Here is an 18,310-nt window from a genome sequence, read left to right as displayed (position 1 = left end):
CCCGCGGGTGAGAGAGCTGAAGGGTGGCTATAGGTGCCAACAAAGGATGCTATCCGTTCTGGCTGAAGATCAAGCACGTCGTTACAGTTCAGCGCGGTTCCGGTTGCATCGCCACCGCGCGTAAGGCCCCGTGGTCGGCCGCCTGCGCGCGAACCTTCCTCGGTGAGCCGGCAGGCGCGTTCGGCACAAAGGAGGTCGAACACGTCGCCAAACAAGACACCAGCCGCAGCGGTGCCGGCCTCATGATCCTTGTCAGGTTCCATACTTCACCCTTCTGCTTGCGCCTACTCGGATAACAACTCCGACAAACCTCCCCACCACTTGATTGGGAAGGAGCCGAACGCCGCAAACGGCATTGGCCAGAATGTTACGATGCCGGGCTTATGAATGTCGATTCTTGTGAGCGGCATCTTCCGAAAGATACCGCCACTTGGTGCCCCATTTGGAGCCGCCCGCGGAGGCGGTTATGGCTCCAGCCAGACGTGTTCGGCGAAGGCAAAGCCCATCAAGTTGCCCAAGGGGCTTTTCCGCATCCCCTTCACCTTGTCCGACAGCGCGTCGACATTGGCGATGAAGGCGGGGATGATGGTCCCAGCCTCGGCCGAGATCATGGCTTGCATCTCGCCATACATTTCCTTCCGTCGGGCCTCGTCAAGGCTGCCGCGCGCCTCCACCAGCATTGCGTCGAATTTCGGGCTGGAATACTTGCTCTCGTTCCACGGCGCATCCGAGGCATAGAGCAGCGAGAACAGGATATCCGGCGTAGGCCGCGGGTTGATGTTGCCAAAATGCACGGGGGCTTTCAGCCAGAAGTTCGACCAATAGCCGTCGGCCGGCACCTGCTGCACATCGAACCGCATTCCGATCTTGCCGCCTTCCTGTTGCATCACGGCGGCCATGTCGGCCGACCCCGCCGCCGCGTCCGAACAAACCAGCGGGATCGCCTGGCCCAGCAGCCCCGCCTTTTCAAACAGCGCCTTCGCCTGATCCGGATCATGGGCGGGGGCGGGCAGGTCGGCGTTGTAGTAGGGGTTGGAGGGCGGGACGGGCTGGTCGTTTCCCGGCTCCGACATGCCGCGCAGGATGGACCGCTGGATGGCCTCGCGGTCGATCAGCAGCTTCATCCCCTGCACGAAACCCGCCTTCTGGCCCGGATCCATGTCCAGCCGCATGTTCAGCCCGGTGTAGTTTCCGGCGGTCGCGCGTTCCAGTACGACGTTTTGCTGACGCTCCAGCTGGCGCATCTGCTGGGGCTTCAAGTTGGCGGCGATGTGGATGTTGCCCGCCAGAAGCGCATTCGCCCGCGCGCCGTTGTCGGCCAGCCCGAAGAACTCGAAGCTCTCAAGCGGGACGGGGCCTTTGAAGTAGTTAGTGTTGCGGGCCATGATCGACCGCACACTCGGCTCGAATGTATCCAGCGTGAAGGCACCGGTGCCGATGCCCATGGAAAAGTCGGTGGTGCCGGCCTGCACAATCATGAAATGGTGCATGGCAAGGATGGTAGGAAGGTCCGCGTTCGGCGCGACAAGGGTGATCTTCACGGTCGTCGGGTTTTCCGCAACCACGGCACTGATCTGGTTGGCGATGGCATTGACCTTGGACGCCGTCACGGGGTCAAGGTGCCGCATCAGCGAGAAAACAACATCGTCGGCCGTCAGCGTCTTGCCGTCGTGGAAGGTGACGCCCGGCTTCAGCGTCACGGTCCATGTGGTGGCGTCGGCTGTCTCGATCGTGTCGGCCAGTTCCATCTGCACGGCCCCTGCCTCGTCCAGCACGGTCAGGCGGCTGTAGAGCGAGCAGCAGCGGACATAGTCGGTGGATAGCGAGGCCTTCGCCGGATCCAGCGTGTCCATCACGGATGAGGACCATCCCGCTGCCACAAGGTGGCCGCCCGATACAGGCGCTTGCGCCAGCGCCGCCGTGGCACGGCCCAGAAGGGTGCCGCCTGCGGCAAGGCCGATGCCCCCCGCCATGAACATGCGCAACAGGTCGCGGCGGCTGGCCCCGCGGCGGATTGCGTCTTCCACGCGGGCGGCGTCGCGGGCCGTCCAGTTGGTGATCTCGGTCATGGTCGTCTCCCTGTTCTCATAATTGGCGGCAAAGGCGGTAGGCATCGAGGATGGAGGCATGCAGGTCGCGGCTCGCCGAGGCGTCGCCGATCCGGTAAAGCACGAAGCCATTGGATCGAACGGGCGGTTGCGGCGCGTTGGCCAGCAGGCGATCGATGTCGGTGATGCCGTCATTGACTGAGGCAGTGCGCAGGTCGAGGAACAGCTCCTCCATCGGCAGTGTGCCATGTTCGACGACGACCTGTGCTGCGTCGATCCGGCGCTCCTCTCCGGTCATCTCGTTCCGCAAAATGGCGGTCAGTCGGCTGCCGCCGCGGGTGACGCGGACCAGCGTATGATCAGTCAGCGTCCCGATGCCGTTCTGGTACAGGCGTTTGCGGAAGCTGGTGGCGTCCTGATAGGGCATCTCCACCGCCGGAACGGCGTCGGGCGTCACGAACACGACCTTGCGCCCCGCCAGCTTCAGCGCGGCAGAGGGCGCGGCCTGCCGCCCTGTGCCGTCATAGATAAGCACGTCGTCCTGCATGGGCACGCTGCCGGTCAGGATGTCCCAGACCGAGGTGCAATGCTCCCCCCCGTCCAGCCAGTCCAGATCGGGGATGCCACCGGTGGCGGTGATCACGATCTGCGGGCGCTCGGCGAAGATGTCCTGCGCCTCGGCATAGGTATCAAGGAGGATCTTCACGCCCAGCCGTTCCAGTTCCGCGGCGCGCCATTCGGTGACGCCCAGCAGATCCTGCCGCCCCGGTGCGCTGGCGGCCACCAACACCTGACCGCCAAGGCGAGGGCCGGCCTCCATCAGCGTGACGCGGTGGCCGCGTTCGGCCAGCACCCGCGCCGCCTCCATCCCGGCAGGGCCGCCGCCGACCACGACGGCATGTTGCGGCGTGTCCGTGCGCGGGATGTCGTGGGTCAGCGTCGTTTCGCGCGTGGTGGCGGGGTTATGGATGCAATGGGCTTTACGATAAAGGCAATAGGACGCGCCGACACAGGGGCGGATGCGCTCCTCCTCACCGGCGGCGATGCGATTGACGATCTGAGGGTCTGCGATATGTGCGCGGGTCATGCCGACCAGATCAGCCACCCCTTCGCGAACCACGTGACGGGCCGTGGCCACATCCCGGATGCCCGCCGCATGCATGATCGGCAGGCCGATCTCGGCGCGGAAGGCCAGAACCTCGGGCAGGAACGGGGCACTTTTCTGGAACATCCCCGGCATGTTGTGCTCGGTCAGCAGCAGGTCGCTGTCCATCCGGCCATAGATGCAGTTGAACAGGTCGATATGCCCCTCGGCTTCCAGCAGCTTCGCGATCTCGATACAGTCGTCGGGATGCAGGCCGTCCTCTCCCGCTTCATCCACGACATAGCGGATGCCGACGACGAAATCGTCGCCCACCGCGCGGCGGATCGCTTCATGCGCCATCAGCACGAAGCGGGCACGGTTCCTGGCGCTGCCGCCGAAGCCGTCGGTGCGGTGATTGGTGCGGGGCGACAGGAACTGGCCCATCAGATGCCCGCCGGTGATCGTCTCCACCCCGTCCAGCCCGGCCTCTTTGCAGCGCAAGGCGGCTGCGGCGAAGTCGGCGATCACGCGGTCAATGTCTGCGCGGTCCATCTCGCGCGGGAAGCTGCGGGTCCGGGTCTCGCGGATGCGCGAGGGCGCGATCGCAGGCAGCCAGCCCGAGCCAAGCGCCGTCGCCCGCCGACCAAGGTGCGAAATCTGGCACATCACCGCCGCACCATGTCCGTGCACCCGTTCGGCCAGCCGCGTCAGATGCGGGATCACGGTATCGCCCGTTAGGTTGAGCTGCCCCGCACCCCAGCTGGCATCGCGCGAGACCATGGCCGAGCCGCCGATCATCGTCAGCGCCAGCCCGCCCTTGGCCTTTTCCTCGTGATAGGCCTGATAGCGGTCCAGCGGTATCCCCCCATCATCAAGCATGGAAGCATGGCTGGTGCTGACCACGCGGTTCCGCAGCGTCAGCCCGCGCAGGCGGAAAGGCTGCAGCAGCGGGTCGGCGGTAAGGGACGGGGGGGCAGTCATCTGCATGGCTGGGCTGGCTCCTTGCGCGGGCATTGGCCCAGAATGGGCCTGCCGTGACACGCGCGGAAGCTTGATAAATCTTACGACCGGTATACGCTGTGGGCATGACCCCCATTGCCAAGCTGGTGCCTTCGGCCCGCGCATTGTTCATCTTCGAGGCGGCCGCACGGACAGGAAGCTTTTCCGCCGCCGCGCGTGAATTCAACGTCACGCAGCCCTCGGTCAGCCGCAGCGTCGCGCAGCTGGAGGCGGCGCTGCACATCCGGCTTTTCCTGCGCGGTCCCACCGGCACGACCCTGACCCCCGAGGGCGAGGAAATCTTCCGGGCTGTCCAGGGCGGCATCGACGGCATCACCCGTGCCATTGCCGCCGTGCAGGGGCGGGCGGCGCGGAAGCGGGTCAACCTGTCGTTCTCAAGCTCGTTCGCGACGCACTGGCTGATCCCGTGCTTGCGCGACTTCAAGCTGGCCTTCCCCGACGTGGAGCTGCGGCTGGATCTGGCGCAGGGGATGTTGGCCGACCCTTCTCCCGATACGGACATCGCCACGCGCATCGTGGCCGATGGCGACCCCCGCTATCACATCCGACCTTTCGCGCCGGAGGTCATCCTGCCCGTCTGCAGCCCCGCCTATCTGGCCGAACACGGGCCGTTGGCGGATGGGGCAGGTCACGCGTTCCTGAACCTTGATGATGAACATGCCGGGCATTGGGCGACGATCCTCGGACACAGGCGGCGCCTGGACGATACGGGAACGTGCCACCGCCTGTCTGATTACTCCGTAGCGCTTCAGGCCGCAGGGAATGGCGAGGGGGTCGCGCTCGGGTGGGTCAGCGTGGTGGCGGGGGCGCTGCGCCGGGGCGCGCTTGTGCCCGCCTCGATCGCGCACGTGCGGACGGGGCGATGGCATTCGCTGATCTCACCCCGCGCGCGGGGCCAACAAAGCCCTATCCCCGAGATCTGTGGTTGGCTTATCGACAGCATGGAGGCCGATCTTCACGCCGTGCTGCCGGGGCTGTGACTGCGAGGTTCTGGGTTGCGGGACGGAAATGGCCAGACTTGGGTAGTCGCGCTGATGATGCAAGCCTCGCATTGCGGTGAAGCTTGTCACAGTCGCCGAGGCGGGAGCATCCCGTGGACCAGAACCGATGGAACCGAAAGGGGCTTCTGTCCGAGACCGGGCAGAAGAAGATGGCTTATGACGTTTTGGCCGCCTTCTACCGAAATCATCGATGCGATCGCTAGATTGCCCCCTTGTTCAAAACCGACCGGTTTTGAACAAGGGGGCGGGGAGGATGCCCTGAACCGCGGTGGCCGGCACATCCATCCTGACGCTAAGCTACACCCGCCCCGCAGCACCTCCACAATCACATAATTATGGTTATCCGACTTTTAAGCGCAAAGTAGACATTTCGCCATCTGGCAGAGTTAAAGTGTCGCCTCTCGTGGATTTCGCAGAGGTGGAAGTAGATGGGACTTGTTGTGATGAGCGTACACGAACTTCAGCACGCCGAGGTTGAGGCCGGCGACGCCTTCCTGTCCGGCTTCATGGCCGACCACCACGCCCGCTTCGCGCGGACGTTCGCCCGATCCGACAATCTGCACCGCCCGCTGCCTGTGCCCGCGTTCCGCATGACGGAACATCCTGCCTACGGGACGACCTCGCCGTCAGCGCTCAGCTCGTCATCTGCTATGAGCGTAAGCGCCTGATCCCTCGGGACGGCGATCTGGCTCAAGTTGAAGCGGGCAAATATGTAGAGACGTTCTCCTTCGCGGATAGCCGGAGCGAGCTGCACTGGAAGGGGTCTCCCTGCCCTACAGGATCTTCGACAAGGACCAGAAGCTTGTGACCCACGCGGCGATCACTGCAAACAAGCGTTTGAGCCGGCCCTGGCGCATGTCATGGAGCTACAGAAGACGCAGCCAAAACCGATCCGCGTAGACGAGCAGGCCACGATCTACACCCCGCCCGGCCGCCGCAATGACGGTTGGAGTTCTGGCGCCGCGACGGCCGCAAAGCGCAAAGCCGCTGCGATCGGCGGAACGGCGACACCGTCACTTTGGGCCGAGGCTGTATGGAAACTCGATGCTGTGGTAACGTAGACATGGCTGCGGGGGATGGTCATGTCCGGTTTCATCTAAGGCGTTGCGCGCGTGCGAACAGACGGTCCCCGGATCGGCTCGAGGACTGGGTCGATGAGGATTCATGAGCGCGATGGGATGTGGACCTCGGCCCCGGAAGCTTCCAGCGCGGCCTGAACAACATGAAAAAGGCCTCGGCTTGAGAACACCTGCCGAGGCCTGTCAATCAAAGATTGGTTCGCCTCAGAACAGGCCCATCAGCATGGCCGCGCCGAAGACGACAAGTGAGAACCCCCACATCCAGAAGAAGGAATAGCGCAGGTGTGTGCCGATATCGGCGCGTGCCAGTCCAAGGGCAAGCCAAAGCGCGGGCGAGAATGGGCTGGCGAAGGTGCCGATGATGTTGCCGATTACCATCGCGTGCACGATTTCGTCCGCGGGAACGCCCGTCGGCTGAACGACCTCCAGTACGATCGGCAGCATGCCGAAATAGAAGGCATCCGTGCTCAGCACAAGCTCCAGCGGCATGCCAACAGCACCGACGATCAGGTGCAGGTTGCCGATCGCAGCCTCAGGCAGGACCGAAACCATCGCCACTGCCATTGCGCGAAGCATGCCGGTGCCGTCCATGATGCCAAGGAAGGTGCCGGCCGACAGGATGATCGCACCCATCAACAGCGCCGAGGGCGCATGTGCCCGGATGCGCTGCATCTGGTCTTCCACCCGCGGATAGTTGACCAGAAGAACCAGCGACAGGCCGATCATGAAGATCAGTGCGGGCGGCAGGATGCCGGTGACAAGCGATGCAAGCACGGCCAGAAACAACACGGCGTTGACGGGAAGAAGCCGGTGACGCTCCAGCGCGGCCTCTTCGGCACTGGCCGCAACACCCCCCAGATCATGCCCTGCCTCGACCCCGCTCGGGCCCTCAGCGCCGACGCGGCGTTGTTCGCGGATCCCAAGGCATACCGCCAGAACCAGAAGCAGGACAACACCCAGAACCTGAATGGGGATCAGCGGCTGCCACAGTTCGGAAACGTCGATGCCTGTCACGGCGGCAGCACGGCCAAGCGGGCCGGCCCAAGGCAGCATGTTCGCGATGCCGGCCCCGATCGCCAGCATCATCAGCATGAGGTAGCGGCTCATCCCAAGGCGCAGATAAAGTGGCAGCAGCGCCGGAACGGTCAGCAGGAAGGTTGTCGCCCCTGCCCCGTCCAGATGTGCCAGCACCCCCACCAACGCCGTTCCGGCGGTGACGGCAACGACATGTCCGCGCGTCATGCGGATCAGCCCGTTGATGATTGGGCGGAACAGGCCGGTATCCTGAAGCACCCCGAAGAAGGTGATCGCGAAAATGAACATTGTCGCGATTTGCATGACCCGCCCAAGGCCCGCATTGAAGAATTCCGCCAGTGCGTCGGGACCGAACCCTGCCACCAAAGCGCTGATGATCGGCACTAATGTCAGTGCCACGATCGGAGACATCTTCCCGATAAGAAGGAATCCCACGACCAGAACGATTGTAACCAGCCCAATGAATGCCAGCATGTGCTTCCTCCCCTCCCGGTTGGTATTCGATCGCATACCGTAATTGATCGGCGGTTCCAACCATTTGGCAGGGGATAATTACTGCGCGAGTAACATGGTCCTGGGGTGACGGCGTGACCGGGCATTGGCCGCGTTTTCCTGCCGCAGACGTACCCGCCAGCAGCATGCTTGGTCACCTGACCGTCACGGGGTGCCTGCCGGGAAGCCCGGCAGAGCATCCCCGGCTATTATCGATTGTCAGAGGAGACGCACCTGCGTGCCGATCGGCGCCAGCTCGTAAAGTTCCTCCACATGCTCGTTGTAAAGACCGACGCATCCCGAAGAGGAGGGACGACCGATCTTCCGCGTGTCATGCGTGCCGTGGATGATGTATGCGGGCCACGACAGGTACATCGCGCGCGTGCCCAGCGGGCATTCCGGACCCGGCGGGACGTATTTTGGCAGCGTGGGATCCCGGCGCAACATGTCGGCGGTCGGGCGCCAGTCCGGTGCATCGCTCTTGCGGACGATCTCGGTATAGCCGCGGCGTGTCAGCTCTTCGGTCATCGGAATGGAACTGGGATAAAGACGATAGGTCTGGCCGTCCGCGCCCCAGAAATGCAGCGCACGCGAGGTGAGATCAGCAAGTATCGCGCCCTTGCCAAGACCATCGAAATGGTCGCGCCAGTCCTGCATCTGAAAACTGGATACGTTGCTGCGCGTGGACATAACTTGCGCCCGCAAAGGTGTAGAGATCAGAGCCGGCGCGGCAAGCGCGCCCAGAAGAAGGGTGCGGCGTGTAAAGGTCATGGATTTGCCTTGTGGTTTCATCTCGTGCAAGCTTGAGCGGACCTTAAGATGGCGTTTGTGCTCGTAAGGCGCAAGACGGTTGGAAGCGGGTGCGTCATTCGATCCCAGGCAACAGCGTCAGCCGAGGTCTCACCGGAGCCACACGCGTGGAGACGGAGGTTATCCCGGGCAGGTCCCGCCCGTTCGCAGACTGCCTAGCTTCGATCGGCAGACCTCAATACACCCTGAAAGGACAGAAGGCATCTCTTTCGGGCGGCCCTCAGGATGGCGCAGCGGTTGACGCTGCCGTGGAAAATGCACAACTGGTATCCAGATGCGCAGCGAACCCGCCGCGCCGTTCCTCATCAAATCTGCGGCGTGCAATATGTTCCTTTCCGTCTTTGACATCTTCAAGATCGGCATCGGGCCGTCCTCGTCGCATACAATCGGGCCAATGGTGGCTGCCGCGCGATTTCTTGATGATCTGCGCGGCGGGGCCGAAAAGATACCCGGCGCCGGACGTCTTTGTGCGCTTGGGGCAAGCCTTCACGGCTCACTGGCGTTCACCGGCAAAGGGCACGCGACGGATCGGGCGGTGGTTCTTGGCCTGATCGGTCTGCGCCCCGACACGATGGACCCGGATCAGGCAGAGGCGCTGGAGGCAGAGGTTCAGGCCACCGGCCGCGTCCGGCCCGAAGGGCTGGGGGAGTTGCGGTTCGACCCCAGAACCGACCTTGTCTTCGATTACGGCCCGTCCCTGCCGGGGCATCCAAACGGGCTGGTGCTGAAGGCGTTCGATCAGGCGGGCAATCTTTATCACCAGCAGACCTATTACTCCATCGGCGGGGGCTTCGTGCAAACCGCGGCGGAGCTTGAGGGGACGACAACGCCCAAACCCGGCACCGGCCCTTTGCCGGTTCATCCCTTCCCCTTCACCACGGCGGCAGAGATGCTGGCCATGGGCCGTGCCTCCGGCAAGACCATCGCCGAGATGAAGCGCGCGAACGAGGATGCAAGTGGCGGCAACCCGAACGCCGGCCTTGACCGGATCTGGGATGCGATGGACAGCTGCATCGCCCGCGGCCTGACGCAGGAAGGCATACTTCCCGGCGGCTTGAAGGTGAAGCGCCGCGCCAAGGGCATCCATGACAAGCTGATGGCAGAACGTGGCCGCAACATGGGCCATCCGCACCAGATCAACGACTGGATGAGCGTTTACGCCATGGCTGTGAACGAAGAAAACGCAGCTGGCGGGCGTGTCGTCACCTCCCCCACCAACGGCGCGGCGGGCGTGGTACCGGCAGTCGGGCGTTACTATCTGGATCACTGCATGGGGGCCAAACGCGAGCGTTTGCGTGATTATCTTCTGGTGGCCGCTGCGATCGGTGGCCTGATCAAGCACAACGCCTCCATCTCGGGGGCCGAGGTTGGCTGTCAGGGAGAGGTGGGTTCGGCCGCGGCCATGGCGGCGGCCGGCCTTTGCGCGGTGCTTGGCGGCACCAACGAACAGGTGGAGAATGCTGCCGAGATTGCGCTGGAACATCATCTGGGCATGACCTGCGATCCGGCAGCAGGCCTTGTTCAGGTGCCCTGCATCGAACGCAATGCTCTTGGCGCCATCAAGGCGGTTTCCGCTGCCAGCCTTGCCCTGCGCGGAAGCGGGGACCATTTCATGCCGCTGGACAACTGCATCCGCGTGATGCTGGAAACCGGACGAGACATGAGCGTGAAGTACAAGGAAACCTCGCGGGGCGGGATCGCCGTCAACCTGCCAGAGTGCTGACTGCCTCTTGCAAGGTGGCGCTAATGCGACGCCCGTTCCCTTCAACAACGGAAACCACTGTCGCAGCCACCGCCGTGCACGGGATCAATCATCTTCGCGCGTAGCGATGATGGATCAGCTGCCGGACGGGTGAATGTCCTCGTAATACGATCGCAAGGCAAGTTCCGAAGCCGCCTCGGCGTCGAGAACGACAGTGCAGTTGCGGTGAAACTGAAGGACCGACGCGGGGCAAAAGGCGGTGACGGGGCCCTCGATCATCCGGGCGGCCACCTCGGCCTTTCGGGGACCGACTGCCAGAAGCACAACCTCCTGCGCACGCAGTATCGTGCCGATGCCCATGGTGATGGCCCGGCGCGGCACATCCTCGGGGCGGTCGAAATACCGGCTGTTGGCTTCAATAGTTGCGCGTGCCAGCGTCTTGACGCGCGTCAGTGAGGAAAGGCTGGAACCGGGTTCGTTGAAACCGATATGGCCGTTCGGCCCCAGACCAAGAAGCTGCAGGCCGATATCGCCCGCCGCCGCAATTGCGTTCTCGTAGCGATCTGCCTCGGCTTGCGGGTCGGGCCCGTTCCCTCGCGGCAGATGGGCTTGGCCTGCAGGCAGATCGACGTGATCGAAAAGATGATGCCGCATGTAATGCCAATAAGAACACGGGTGCGTCGGCGATAAGCCCACATATTCGTCAAGGTTGAAGCTGGTCGCTTCCGCAAAACTGCACTCGCCGGCATGGTGGCGGCGGATCAGGCGGCGATAGAGGTCCTCCATCGTACCGCCTGTCGCAAGACCCAGAACCGTGCGGCGATCCCGCGCAAGCCGGGCCGCGATCAGTCCCGCAGCACATTCAGTCGCCGCCCCTGCATCCGGATGTATCAGGATCTTCATGCGGCGTTCCGCAACGGCATCAGGGGCTGCACTTGGAGCGGTCCCGCATTTCCACCCGTATTATCCGCGGACTGCCTGTTGCGTGTCGTGTCGGCATTGGAAAGACGGCGCAGAACTGGCATGATTGTCCTTTCAGGCTGAAGAGTGATTGGGGCCTCAGCGATCAGGCAGAAGCATCAGACATGCTGGCCGCCGTTGATGTGGATTTCCGCACCGTTAATATAGGATGATGCGTCAGTGCACAGGAAGTGGATCGTTCGCGCAACCTCCTCGGTGGTGCCGAGGCGTTGCAACGGCACCTCGCGCTGTACCAGCCCGTCCGTTCCCGGCGACAGGATGGACGTGGCGATCTCTCCCGGCGAAATCGCGTTGGACCGGATGCCGAGCGGGCCGAACTCATGCGCCAGTTCACGCGTCAGCGCTGCCAGACCCGCCTTGGAGGCCGCATAGGCGACACCCGCGAACGGATGCACCCGCGAACCGGCAATCGATGTCACGTTGACGATGGATGCTCGGGCCTTCGTCAGCTCGGGTAGCAGTTCGCGCACCAGAAGCGCGATGGACACAAGGTTGACGTTCAGCACCTGCGCCCAGGTCTCCGGTTCGGTGCCTGCCACGCCAAGACGGCCTCCATCCTCTGCCTTGGGCGAGATGCCGGCATTATTCACAAGCGCCGCAAGCTCTCCCTCCGCCAGTCGCGACCGGACATCTGCAGCAAGGGCCGGAATGGCGGCAAGGTCCGACAAGTCCGCCTGAATATGGCTTTCCCGCGCCCCGGGCCACCGGCATTCATCCGAGAAAGGCTGACGCGAAACTGTCAGAACCCGCCATCCTTCCTTTTGAAGCACCTTCACGGTGGCGTGGCCGATCCCGCGGCTTGCGCCGGTCAGAAGGCAATATTTCGTCACGTGCAATCTCCTGTCACGCACCGGCGTTTCCAGCCGGATTGCCAACAAGATATGACCACCCCAGCCTGCCGCAACGCAAATCTTCAAAAGCGGGGACGGATGGACCCTCGGGGATGGCGCGTCACAAGACGCCTCATGCGGGGACCTGCTGCTCGAAGAACCTGGGGAAGGTGGCAACGCGTGGCGGAAGCGCCTGATCGGGCGGATAATAAAGCGTCAGCGCTTTGCAGTCAGCGCGCTGCCCGCAGGGGCGGACTTGCTGAACCTACCTCCGCCAGCCACCCACGTAACCGTCAGCCAGGCAAAGCCGCGTACCCGCGTTGCACCCGTGTCAGAATGCTGCCCGATATATCTCCGTGATCTGCTCCACGTTCATGTCGCGGGGGTTGTTGTCCATCAGGCGGCGGATTGCATGCGCGTCCCTCGCGAAACCGGGCAGTTGATCCTCCGTCGCGCCATGGGCGGACAGACGCATCTCCAGCCCCAGGTCACAGCAAAAGCCATGTGCCGCGGGCAGCAGTGATCCTGAAAGACCAAGCGCCCGCGCCACTTCAGCGGTTTTTTCCGGCACGGCAGGTTCGTTGAAGGCAAGAACGTGCGGAAAGATGATGGCATTGGCCAAGCCATGCGGCAGATGCAGCAGCGTTCCAAGCGGATAGGCAAGTGCATGCCCCGCTGCCGTATTCACCGGCCCAAGGCAGATGCCGCCATAGAACGAGGCAAGCATCATTCCCTCCCTCGCCTCCGTGTCGGTCCCGTCGGCCACGGCACGGGCCAGATACCTTCCCACCAGATCGATTCCCATCCGCGCAAAGCCGTCAATGACCGGGTGCGCGTGGCGATTGGTGAACGCCTCCACGCAATGGGCCATAGCATCGACGCCTGTTGCTGCGGTAATGGCAGCGGGCACGCTGAAGGTCAGCTCTGGATCCAGCACCGCAAGGTCTGCAATCAGGTGCGGGCTTTCGACTGCGATCTTGGCCCCGGCACCCGGATCGGTGATCAGCGCGCGGATGCCGGCCTCGGACCCGGTGCCGGCAGTCGTGGCCACCTGCACCAGCGGTGTGCGCCGCTTTTGAACCTTGTTCGGCCCTGCCACATCGGCCAGCGTCTGGCTGCCATCCCACAAGGCGGCAACCAGTTTTGCCACATCCATCACGGACCCGCCCCCCAATCCGATCACCAGATCGGGTGCAGCCTGACGCGCGGCGGCAAGGGCTGTGGCAAAGCACGCCGTGTCCGGCTCTCCGGGGATGTCACTGAAGACAGTGACGGCACCTTTCAGGCCAAGCCGATCAACAAAGGCCGCGGTGTGAGGGGTCGCGAGAACGAAGGGCCGCGCCGCATCGAACAGGGCACCGGCTTTCGCCGCTGCGCCTGCCCCGATCTCCAGCCGCTTGGGAAGGTGGATCGTGATGTTCCTCATGCTGCAACCCTTTTGCCTGCCACCAGTTTGCGTGCATAGGCGATGGCTTCGTTCATGTTCCCGTGGTTCGCGATGCCCTTGCCCGCGATATCGAAGGCGGTACCATGGTCAACCGAGGTGCGGTCGATCGGCAATTCGACCGAGACATTGACGGCCGTGTCGAACGCCACCAGCTTGATCGGGATGTGACCCTGATCGTGATATTGAGCGACCACCAGATCGAAGGCACCGGAATAGGCGCGGTGAAACACGGTGTCTGCCGAGATCGGCCCATGGGCGTCGATACCTTCGGCGCGGGCAGCTTTGACGGCCGGGGCGATCTGGTCGTCGTCCTCGGTGCCGAACAGCCCGTTCTCTCCGCAATGGGGGTTGATGCCTGCCACTGCGATGCGCGGTGCAGCAATGCCGATGCGCTTCAGATGCGCGTGACCAGCGCGGATGGTGGCCAGAACCCGTTCGATCGTGGCGCGCCGGATCGCCTCGTTCAGCGAAACATGAGTAGAAACATGGATGACCTTCAGCCGGTCGGAGGCCAACAGCATATAGGCCGCCTGCGCCCCCGTCAGCGACCGCAACATGCCGGTGTGCCCGTCATAGTGGTGGCCGGCAAGGTTCAACGCCTCCTTGTTGATGGGGGCGGTGACGATGCAGCCGATCTTTCCTTCCTCTGCGTCACGGACCGCACGCTCGATGAAGCGAAAGGCAGCATCGCCTGCAACGGGCGAAAGCCGGCCCCAAGGCAAGGGCGCACCCTCCACCGGAAGATCGACGACGCGGCCATCGAAATCCACATCGCAACCGACGGCCTGCCGCGCCGCATTCAGCGTGGCGCGGTTGCCATAGATCAGCGTACGGTCACGGTCGGCGGGGGACATTTCCTGCAATGCCTTCACGCAAATCTCGGGGCCGACGCCAGCAGGGTCGCCCATCGTGATGCCGATGATATCGCTCATGCTTGCCTCGTTGTGCTGGCCGCCCAGCCCGGCGCAAGCCGGACATGTTTGATCGCGCGGCGATGATAGGTATAGGCGATGTGCAGCGTCCCGTCCGGCGCCTCCACCAGCCACGGATAGGACATTTCCTTGTTCCGCCCATCTGTGGAATCGTTCGAAAGGCAGGTGCCTGGACCGTCCTCGATCACGATGCGGGTCGGGAAGGTGCGCCCTTCATCTTCGGACAGGCACACTGCAACCGGCGCGCGCGGCACGCCCCAGACAGGCACGCAGCCTCCGGCCGGATCGGCGTCAGGGCGGCCATCCTCCTCCCCCAACTCGTCGTAAAGCGAAGCGCGGCGGTCGTCGCTGCTGGCGGCGGAGGAAAGGTTGCAGATCAGGGCGATGCGCCCATCCGCAAGCCGCGTCGCCGCGATGGAAGAATTGTTGTTGGGAAGGTCCGTCGGTTGTGGGGCCGTCCAGCCGGCATCCGCATATTCGCTTCGGGCGACATGATCCGCCTGACGCCGCCTGAAGAACGCGACATCACCCACGGGACTCATATGCACGTTGCCGGTGGATTGGGGCAGAACCTCCAACCGCCAGGTTCTTCCTTGGTCGGTGGAGATTGCGATGGCTGCGTCGTCATGGCTGCCCGTCCACTTCTGTCCCGGACGCTGGACGCAACGGAAGATCGGCAGTTCCCAGGCACCGTCGCGGATCTGCATGTTACCGCGCACGAAACACCCGCGCGGCAGGTCAAGAAAGCGCCCCTGCCCCGCCGCCACCCCGTCTGCGTCCCGCGTCAGAGGGGTCATCCGGATCCGGCATTCGTCCTGATTGCCGGAGGGTTGAGAGGTGTGAAACAGCCAAAGGTCGCCTTCCGGCGCATGGAATATGACGGGGTTCTGTTCCGAATGATCGGGATCATGGGACAGCTTGCGAACCGGACCCCACTGGTCGGCACCTGCGGGCAGGACACTGGCATGGATCGAGATGTCGGACTTGCCCTCCAGCGTTCCGCCGAACCATGCACAAAGCAAAGCGCCATCCGGCAGAAACGTCAGGAAAGCGGCGTGGTTCTGGATCATCGGAGAGGGCAGGAACCCTTCCGCCCGCGCCGCTGAAACCGGCCTGATCCGACCGTCCATAGCGGCTTCTATCTGCTGTGGTGTCATCGAATCCTCCGTTCCGGCAACAGCCTGACGTTCGGTTCATGACGTATAGTTGTCAAGTTCGTTATGTTATTTATTCTATGATAACCGAAGCCTTTAAACGCTTTTATCATGCCATAACGGTTGCTTAGCTATCCTTATTTCTTGGGTACCGACCCTGAGTCACGATGATGTTGACAACTGATGCCGGATTTCCCATCGTGATCCCAGGCCGGGGAGGGCCGCTTTCATCAGTTGCTGGGAGGGAATGAGATGAAAAAGACATTGACGGCGGCTGCCCTATTGCTGGCCAGCAGTCTTACACCGGTTCACGCCGCCGAAACGGACATCCGGATCGTGCTGAGCGAGGAGCTTGACCTTATCGAGCCGTGCATGGCGACCCGCTCCAATATCGGGCGGGTGATCCTTCAGAACATCAGCGAAACCCTGACCGAGTACGACACCCGCGACGGCAAAGGCATCACCCCTCGCCTTGCCACCAGCTGGGAGCAGACCGATAACGGATGGCGCTTCCACCTGCGCGAAGATGTCAACTTCTCGGACGGATCGACATTCGATGCCCGCGATGTGAAACATTCCTTCGATCGCGCCATGAGCAGCGAGATCAGCTGCGAAACGCCGCGCTATTTCGGCGGCATGACTGTCGAAGCGACGGTAGTCGATGATCACACCATCGATTTCACGGCGGATCCGGTGCAGCCGATCCTTCCTCTGCTGCTTTCGCTTGTCACGATCGTGCCCGAGGAAACACCTGTCGAATTCACCCGAAATCCTGTCGGCACCGGCCCGTACGAGTTGACGGAATGGAAGCCGGGGCAGCAGATCGTGCTGACGCGCCGCGACGGATACTGGGGCGAAACACCCGCTGTCACATCTGCAACCTACCTGTTCCGCAGCGATCCTTCGGTTCGCGCCGCCATGGTCGCGACCGGAGAGGCCGATCTTGCGCCGTCCATTTCACAAAATGATGCCAACGACCCGGAAACGGATTTCAGCTACCTGAACTCGGAAACCGTCTACCTTCGGCTTGATCACTCGGTTCCGCCGATGAACGATGTCCGCGTGCGCAAGGCGCTGAAGATGGGCATCGACCGCGAGGCCTTCATCGGCACGGTTCTGGCAGATGGCACCGAACTTGCCACCGCGCTTGTGCCGCCAACGACCACCGGCTGGAACCCTGATGTGGTGCCCACCGCCTATGATCCCGAAGGTGCCGCAGCCTTGCTTGAGGAAGCGAAGGCAGACGGGGTTCCCGTTGATGTTCCGATCAAGATGATCCTGCGCAACGGAAACTTCCCCGGCGTGACCGAGGTGGGCGAAGCCATCGCGCAGATGCTGACGGGCGTCGGTTTCAATATCGACCTGCAATTCGTGGAAGTAGCCTCGCATGAGGAGTACTATTCCAAGCCATTCCCCACGGATGCAGGCCCATACATGCTGATGGCGATGCATGACAACGACAAGGGTGACCCCGTTTTCACCATGTTCTTCAAATATGACTCCGAAGGACGTCAATCCGGCACCGCCGACCCGAAGGTGGACGAGATGATCGCCGCCGCCCAAGCCGCCGTGGGCGAAGAGCGTGCGCGCCTGTGGTCCGAGCTTATCGCCTATCTGTACGATGATATCGCCGCAGATGTGCCGCTGTTCCACACCGTCGGGTTTACCCGTGTCGGAAAGCGGCTGGATTTCGAACCGACCATCGCCACCAACTCGCAGCTTCAGCTGTCGCAGATCGGCTTCAAATAAGCCGCATAGCGGCGTGCAGGTCCGGCCATCCACCGGCCCTGCCCCCTTTTCCGAAGGAACCCTGATGAAGAAAGAAGCCTTCGTTGCCCTCGTTACTTGCTTCAATGAGGACGAAACCATCAACTTCGACGCCACCCGCGCGCAGGTGCGCCGCCAGGTTCAGGCGGGCAACAACATCATGTGCGCAGGAACGAACGGTGACTTCACCGCCCTCACCTTCGACGAGAAGGTAGCCTTGACTGAGGCAGTCGCCGAGGAGGTGGATGGCCGGGTCAAGATCATCGTCAATGCGGGCATGCCTGCCACGTTCGAGACGGTGAAGCTGGCGCGCGCGTTCGACCGGATCGGCGTGGACGGGATTGCGGTTATCACGCCCTTCTTCATCGCCTGTACGCAGGATGGACTGGTGCGCCACTTCACAGCCGTTGCAGATGCCGTGCCGACGCCGATCTTCCTTTACGACATTCCGGCCCGCACCCAGAACCACATCGAACCTGCAACGGCAAAGGCGCTGGCCGATCACGGCAACATCGCAGGCATCAAGGATTCCGGCGGCACACAGGAAACGCTAGAGGCTTATCTGGCCATTGGGCAGGAAAAGCTCGGCTTCGCGGTCTATTCGGGACCGGACAATCTGGTTCACTGGTCGCTGGCAAACGGTGCGGCGGGATGCATCTCGGGCCTTGGCAACGTGATGCCGCATGTGCTGGCACGGCTTGTCGCAGCCTTCAACGATGGCAACGAGGCAGAGGCAACCCACCAGCAAAAGATCTACAGCAACTTCCGCAAGGACCTCTATGGCCTTGGCTATCCCCCGGCGCTGGTAAAGCGCGCGCTTTACCTGATGGACCGTTCGGTCGGGGCCAGCCGGCAGCCCGCCCTTTTGCCCGACCCTGAACAGGATGTCCGCATCACCCAGATCCTGAACAAATACGACCTTCTTTGA

General features: G+C 62.9%; 14 protein-coding genes. 5 read left to right on the top strand and 9 right to left on the bottom strand.

Annotated elements, in window-relative coordinates; all coding sequences use genetic code 11:
- Positions 1-464: 464 nt before the first annotated feature.
- Together JX25_RS13825 and JX25_RS13820 are read right to left on the bottom strand one after the other, a co-directional pair.
- Positions 465-2,069: an ABC transporter substrate-binding protein gene (locus tag JX25_RS13825; RefSeq protein ID WP_128255692.1), complete on the bottom strand. Its 1,605-nt coding sequence runs from the start codon at positions 2,067-2,069 to the stop codon at positions 465-467.
- Between the two features lie 16 nt (positions 2,070-2,085).
- Positions 2,086-4,119: an oxidoreductase gene (locus tag JX25_RS13820; RefSeq protein WP_241557984.1), complete on the bottom strand. Its 2,034-nt coding sequence runs from the start codon at positions 4,117-4,119 to the stop codon at positions 2,086-2,088.
- A 98-nt stretch (positions 4,120-4,217) separates the two neighbouring features.
- Here JX25_RS13820 and JX25_RS13815 point away from each other — a divergent pair, with 98 nt between their 5' ends.
- Together JX25_RS13815 and JX25_RS13810 are read left to right on the top strand one after the other, a co-directional pair.
- Positions 4,218-5,132 carry a LysR family transcriptional regulator gene (locus JX25_RS13815; protein WP_128255690.1) on the top strand — a complete coding sequence of 305 codons (915 nt, stop codon included), beginning with the start codon at positions 4,218-4,220 and terminating at the stop codon, positions 5,130-5,132.
- Positions 5,133-5,581: 449 nt separating this feature from the next.
- Positions 5,582-5,821: a hypothetical protein gene (locus JX25_RS13810; protein WP_128255689.1), complete on the top strand. Its 240-nt coding sequence runs from the start codon at positions 5,582-5,584 to the stop codon at positions 5,819-5,821.
- 615 nt (positions 5,822-6,436) lie between these two features.
- Here the strand turns inward: JX25_RS13810 and JX25_RS13805 are convergent.
- Together JX25_RS13805 and JX25_RS13800 are read right to left on the bottom strand one after the other, a co-directional pair.
- A complete protein-coding gene (locus tag JX25_RS13805; protein WP_128255688.1) occupies positions 6,437-7,741 on the bottom strand; it encodes a CitMHS family transporter in 1,305 nt (434 codons plus the stop codon).
- A 237-nt stretch (positions 7,742-7,978) separates the two neighbouring features.
- On the bottom strand, positions 7,979-8,530 hold the full coding sequence (locus JX25_RS13800) for a L,D-transpeptidase (protein WP_241557983.1): 552 nt from the start codon (positions 8,528-8,530) through the stop codon (positions 7,979-7,981).
- 364 nt (positions 8,531-8,894) lie between these two features.
- Between JX25_RS13800 and JX25_RS13795 the strand changes: the two genes are divergently transcribed.
- On the top strand, positions 8,895-10,292 hold the full coding sequence (locus tag JX25_RS13795) for an L-serine ammonia-lyase (protein ID WP_128255687.1): 1,398 nt from the start codon (positions 8,895-8,897) through the stop codon (positions 10,290-10,292).
- Positions 10,293-10,406: 114 nt separating this feature from the next.
- Here JX25_RS13795 and nagB read toward each other — a convergent pair whose 3' ends face one another.
- The 5 genes from nagB to JX25_RS13770 form a co-directional block, all read right to left on the bottom strand.
- Positions 10,407-11,174: a glucosamine-6-phosphate deaminase gene (gene nagB, locus JX25_RS13790; protein WP_128255686.1), complete on the bottom strand. Its 768-nt coding sequence runs from the start codon at positions 11,172-11,174 to the stop codon at positions 10,407-10,409.
- A 176-nt stretch (positions 11,175-11,350) separates the two neighbouring features.
- Positions 11,351-12,088 carry an SDR family NAD(P)-dependent oxidoreductase gene (locus JX25_RS13785; RefSeq protein ID WP_206611612.1) on the bottom strand — a complete coding sequence of 246 codons (738 nt, stop codon included), beginning with the start codon at positions 12,086-12,088 and terminating at the stop codon, positions 11,351-11,353.
- Positions 12,089-12,413: 325 nt separating this feature from the next.
- A complete protein-coding gene (locus tag JX25_RS13780) occupies positions 12,414-13,508 on the bottom strand; it encodes an iron-containing alcohol dehydrogenase (RefSeq protein ID WP_128255684.1) in 1,095 nt (364 codons plus the stop codon).
- On the bottom strand, positions 13,505-14,461 hold the full coding sequence (pdxA, locus tag JX25_RS13775; protein ID WP_128255683.1) for a 4-hydroxythreonine-4-phosphate dehydrogenase PdxA: 957 nt from the start codon (positions 14,459-14,461) through the stop codon (positions 13,505-13,507). Before pdxA ends, JX25_RS13780 begins: the two co-directional genes overlap by 4 nt.
- Positions 14,458-15,618: a sialidase family protein gene (locus tag JX25_RS13770; RefSeq protein WP_128255682.1), complete on the bottom strand. Its 1,161-nt coding sequence runs from the start codon at positions 15,616-15,618 to the stop codon at positions 14,458-14,460. The genes pdxA and JX25_RS13770 overlap by 4 nt, the downstream gene beginning before the upstream one ends.
- 249 nt (positions 15,619-15,867) lie before the next feature.
- Here JX25_RS13770 and JX25_RS13765 point away from each other — a divergent pair, with 249 nt between their 5' ends.
- Together JX25_RS13765 and JX25_RS13760 are read left to right on the top strand one after the other, a co-directional pair.
- Positions 15,868-17,364: an ABC transporter substrate-binding protein gene (locus JX25_RS13765; RefSeq protein ID WP_128255681.1), complete on the top strand. Its 1,497-nt coding sequence runs from the start codon at positions 15,868-15,870 to the stop codon at positions 17,362-17,364.
- Between the two features lie 64 nt (positions 17,365-17,428).
- Entirely contained in the window at positions 17,429-18,310 is an 882-nt protein-coding gene (locus JX25_RS13760) for a dihydrodipicolinate synthase family protein (protein ID WP_128255680.1), read from the top strand.

The organism is Falsirhodobacter deserti (genome assembly GCF_004015795.1).
Lineage (GTDB): Bacteria > Pseudomonadota > Alphaproteobacteria > Rhodobacterales > Rhodobacteraceae > Falsirhodobacter > Falsirhodobacter deserti.
Note: the sequence above shows the minus strand (reverse complement) of the source record. Positions and strands in the feature narration are given on the sequence as shown.

Bases quoted from the DNA above. Each gene is read 5' to 3' on its own strand.
- JX25_RS13820 (WP_241557984.1), bottom strand. From the start codon at position 4,119: ATGCAGATGACTGCCCCCCCGTCCCTTACCGCCGACCCGCTGCTGCAG.
- JX25_RS13815 (WP_128255690.1), top strand. From the start codon at position 4,218: ATGACCCCCATTGCCAAGCTGGTGCCTTCGGCCCGCGCATTGTTCATC.
- pdxA (WP_128255683.1), bottom strand. From the start codon at position 14,461: ATGAGCGATATCATCGGCATCACGATGGGCGACCCTGCTGGCGTCGGC.
- JX25_RS13765 (WP_128255681.1), top strand. From the start codon at position 15,868: ATGAAAAAGACATTGACGGCGGCTGCCCTATTGCTGGCCAGCAGTCTT.
- JX25_RS13760 (WP_128255680.1), top strand. From the start codon at position 17,429: ATGAAGAAAGAAGCCTTCGTTGCCCTCGTTACTTGCTTCAATGAGGAC.
- JX25_RS13795 (WP_128255687.1), top strand. From the start codon at position 8,895: ATGTTCCTTTCCGTCTTTGACATCTTCAAGATCGGCATCGGGCCGTCC.
- JX25_RS13805 (WP_128255688.1), bottom strand. From the start codon at position 7,741: ATGCTGGCATTCATTGGGCTGGTTACAATCGTTCTGGTCGTGGGATTC.
- JX25_RS13780 (WP_128255684.1), bottom strand. From the start codon at position 13,508: ATGAGGAACATCACGATCCACCTTCCCAAGCGGCTGGAGATCGGGGCA.
- JX25_RS13825 (WP_128255692.1), bottom strand. From the start codon at position 2,069: ATGACCGAGATCACCAACTGGACGGCCCGCGACGCCGCCCGCGTGGAA.
- JX25_RS13770 (WP_128255682.1), bottom strand. From the start codon at position 15,618: ATGACACCACAGCAGATAGAAGCCGCTATGGACGGTCGGATCAGGCCG.
- JX25_RS13800 (WP_241557983.1), bottom strand. From the start codon at position 8,530: ATGACCTTTACACGCCGCACCCTTCTTCTGGGCGCGCTTGCCGCGCCG.
- JX25_RS13810 (WP_128255689.1), top strand. From the start codon at position 5,582: ATGGGACTTGTTGTGATGAGCGTACACGAACTTCAGCACGCCGAGGTT.
- nagB (WP_128255686.1), bottom strand. From the start codon at position 11,174: ATGAAGATCCTGATACATCCGGATGCAGGGGCGGCGACTGAATGTGCT.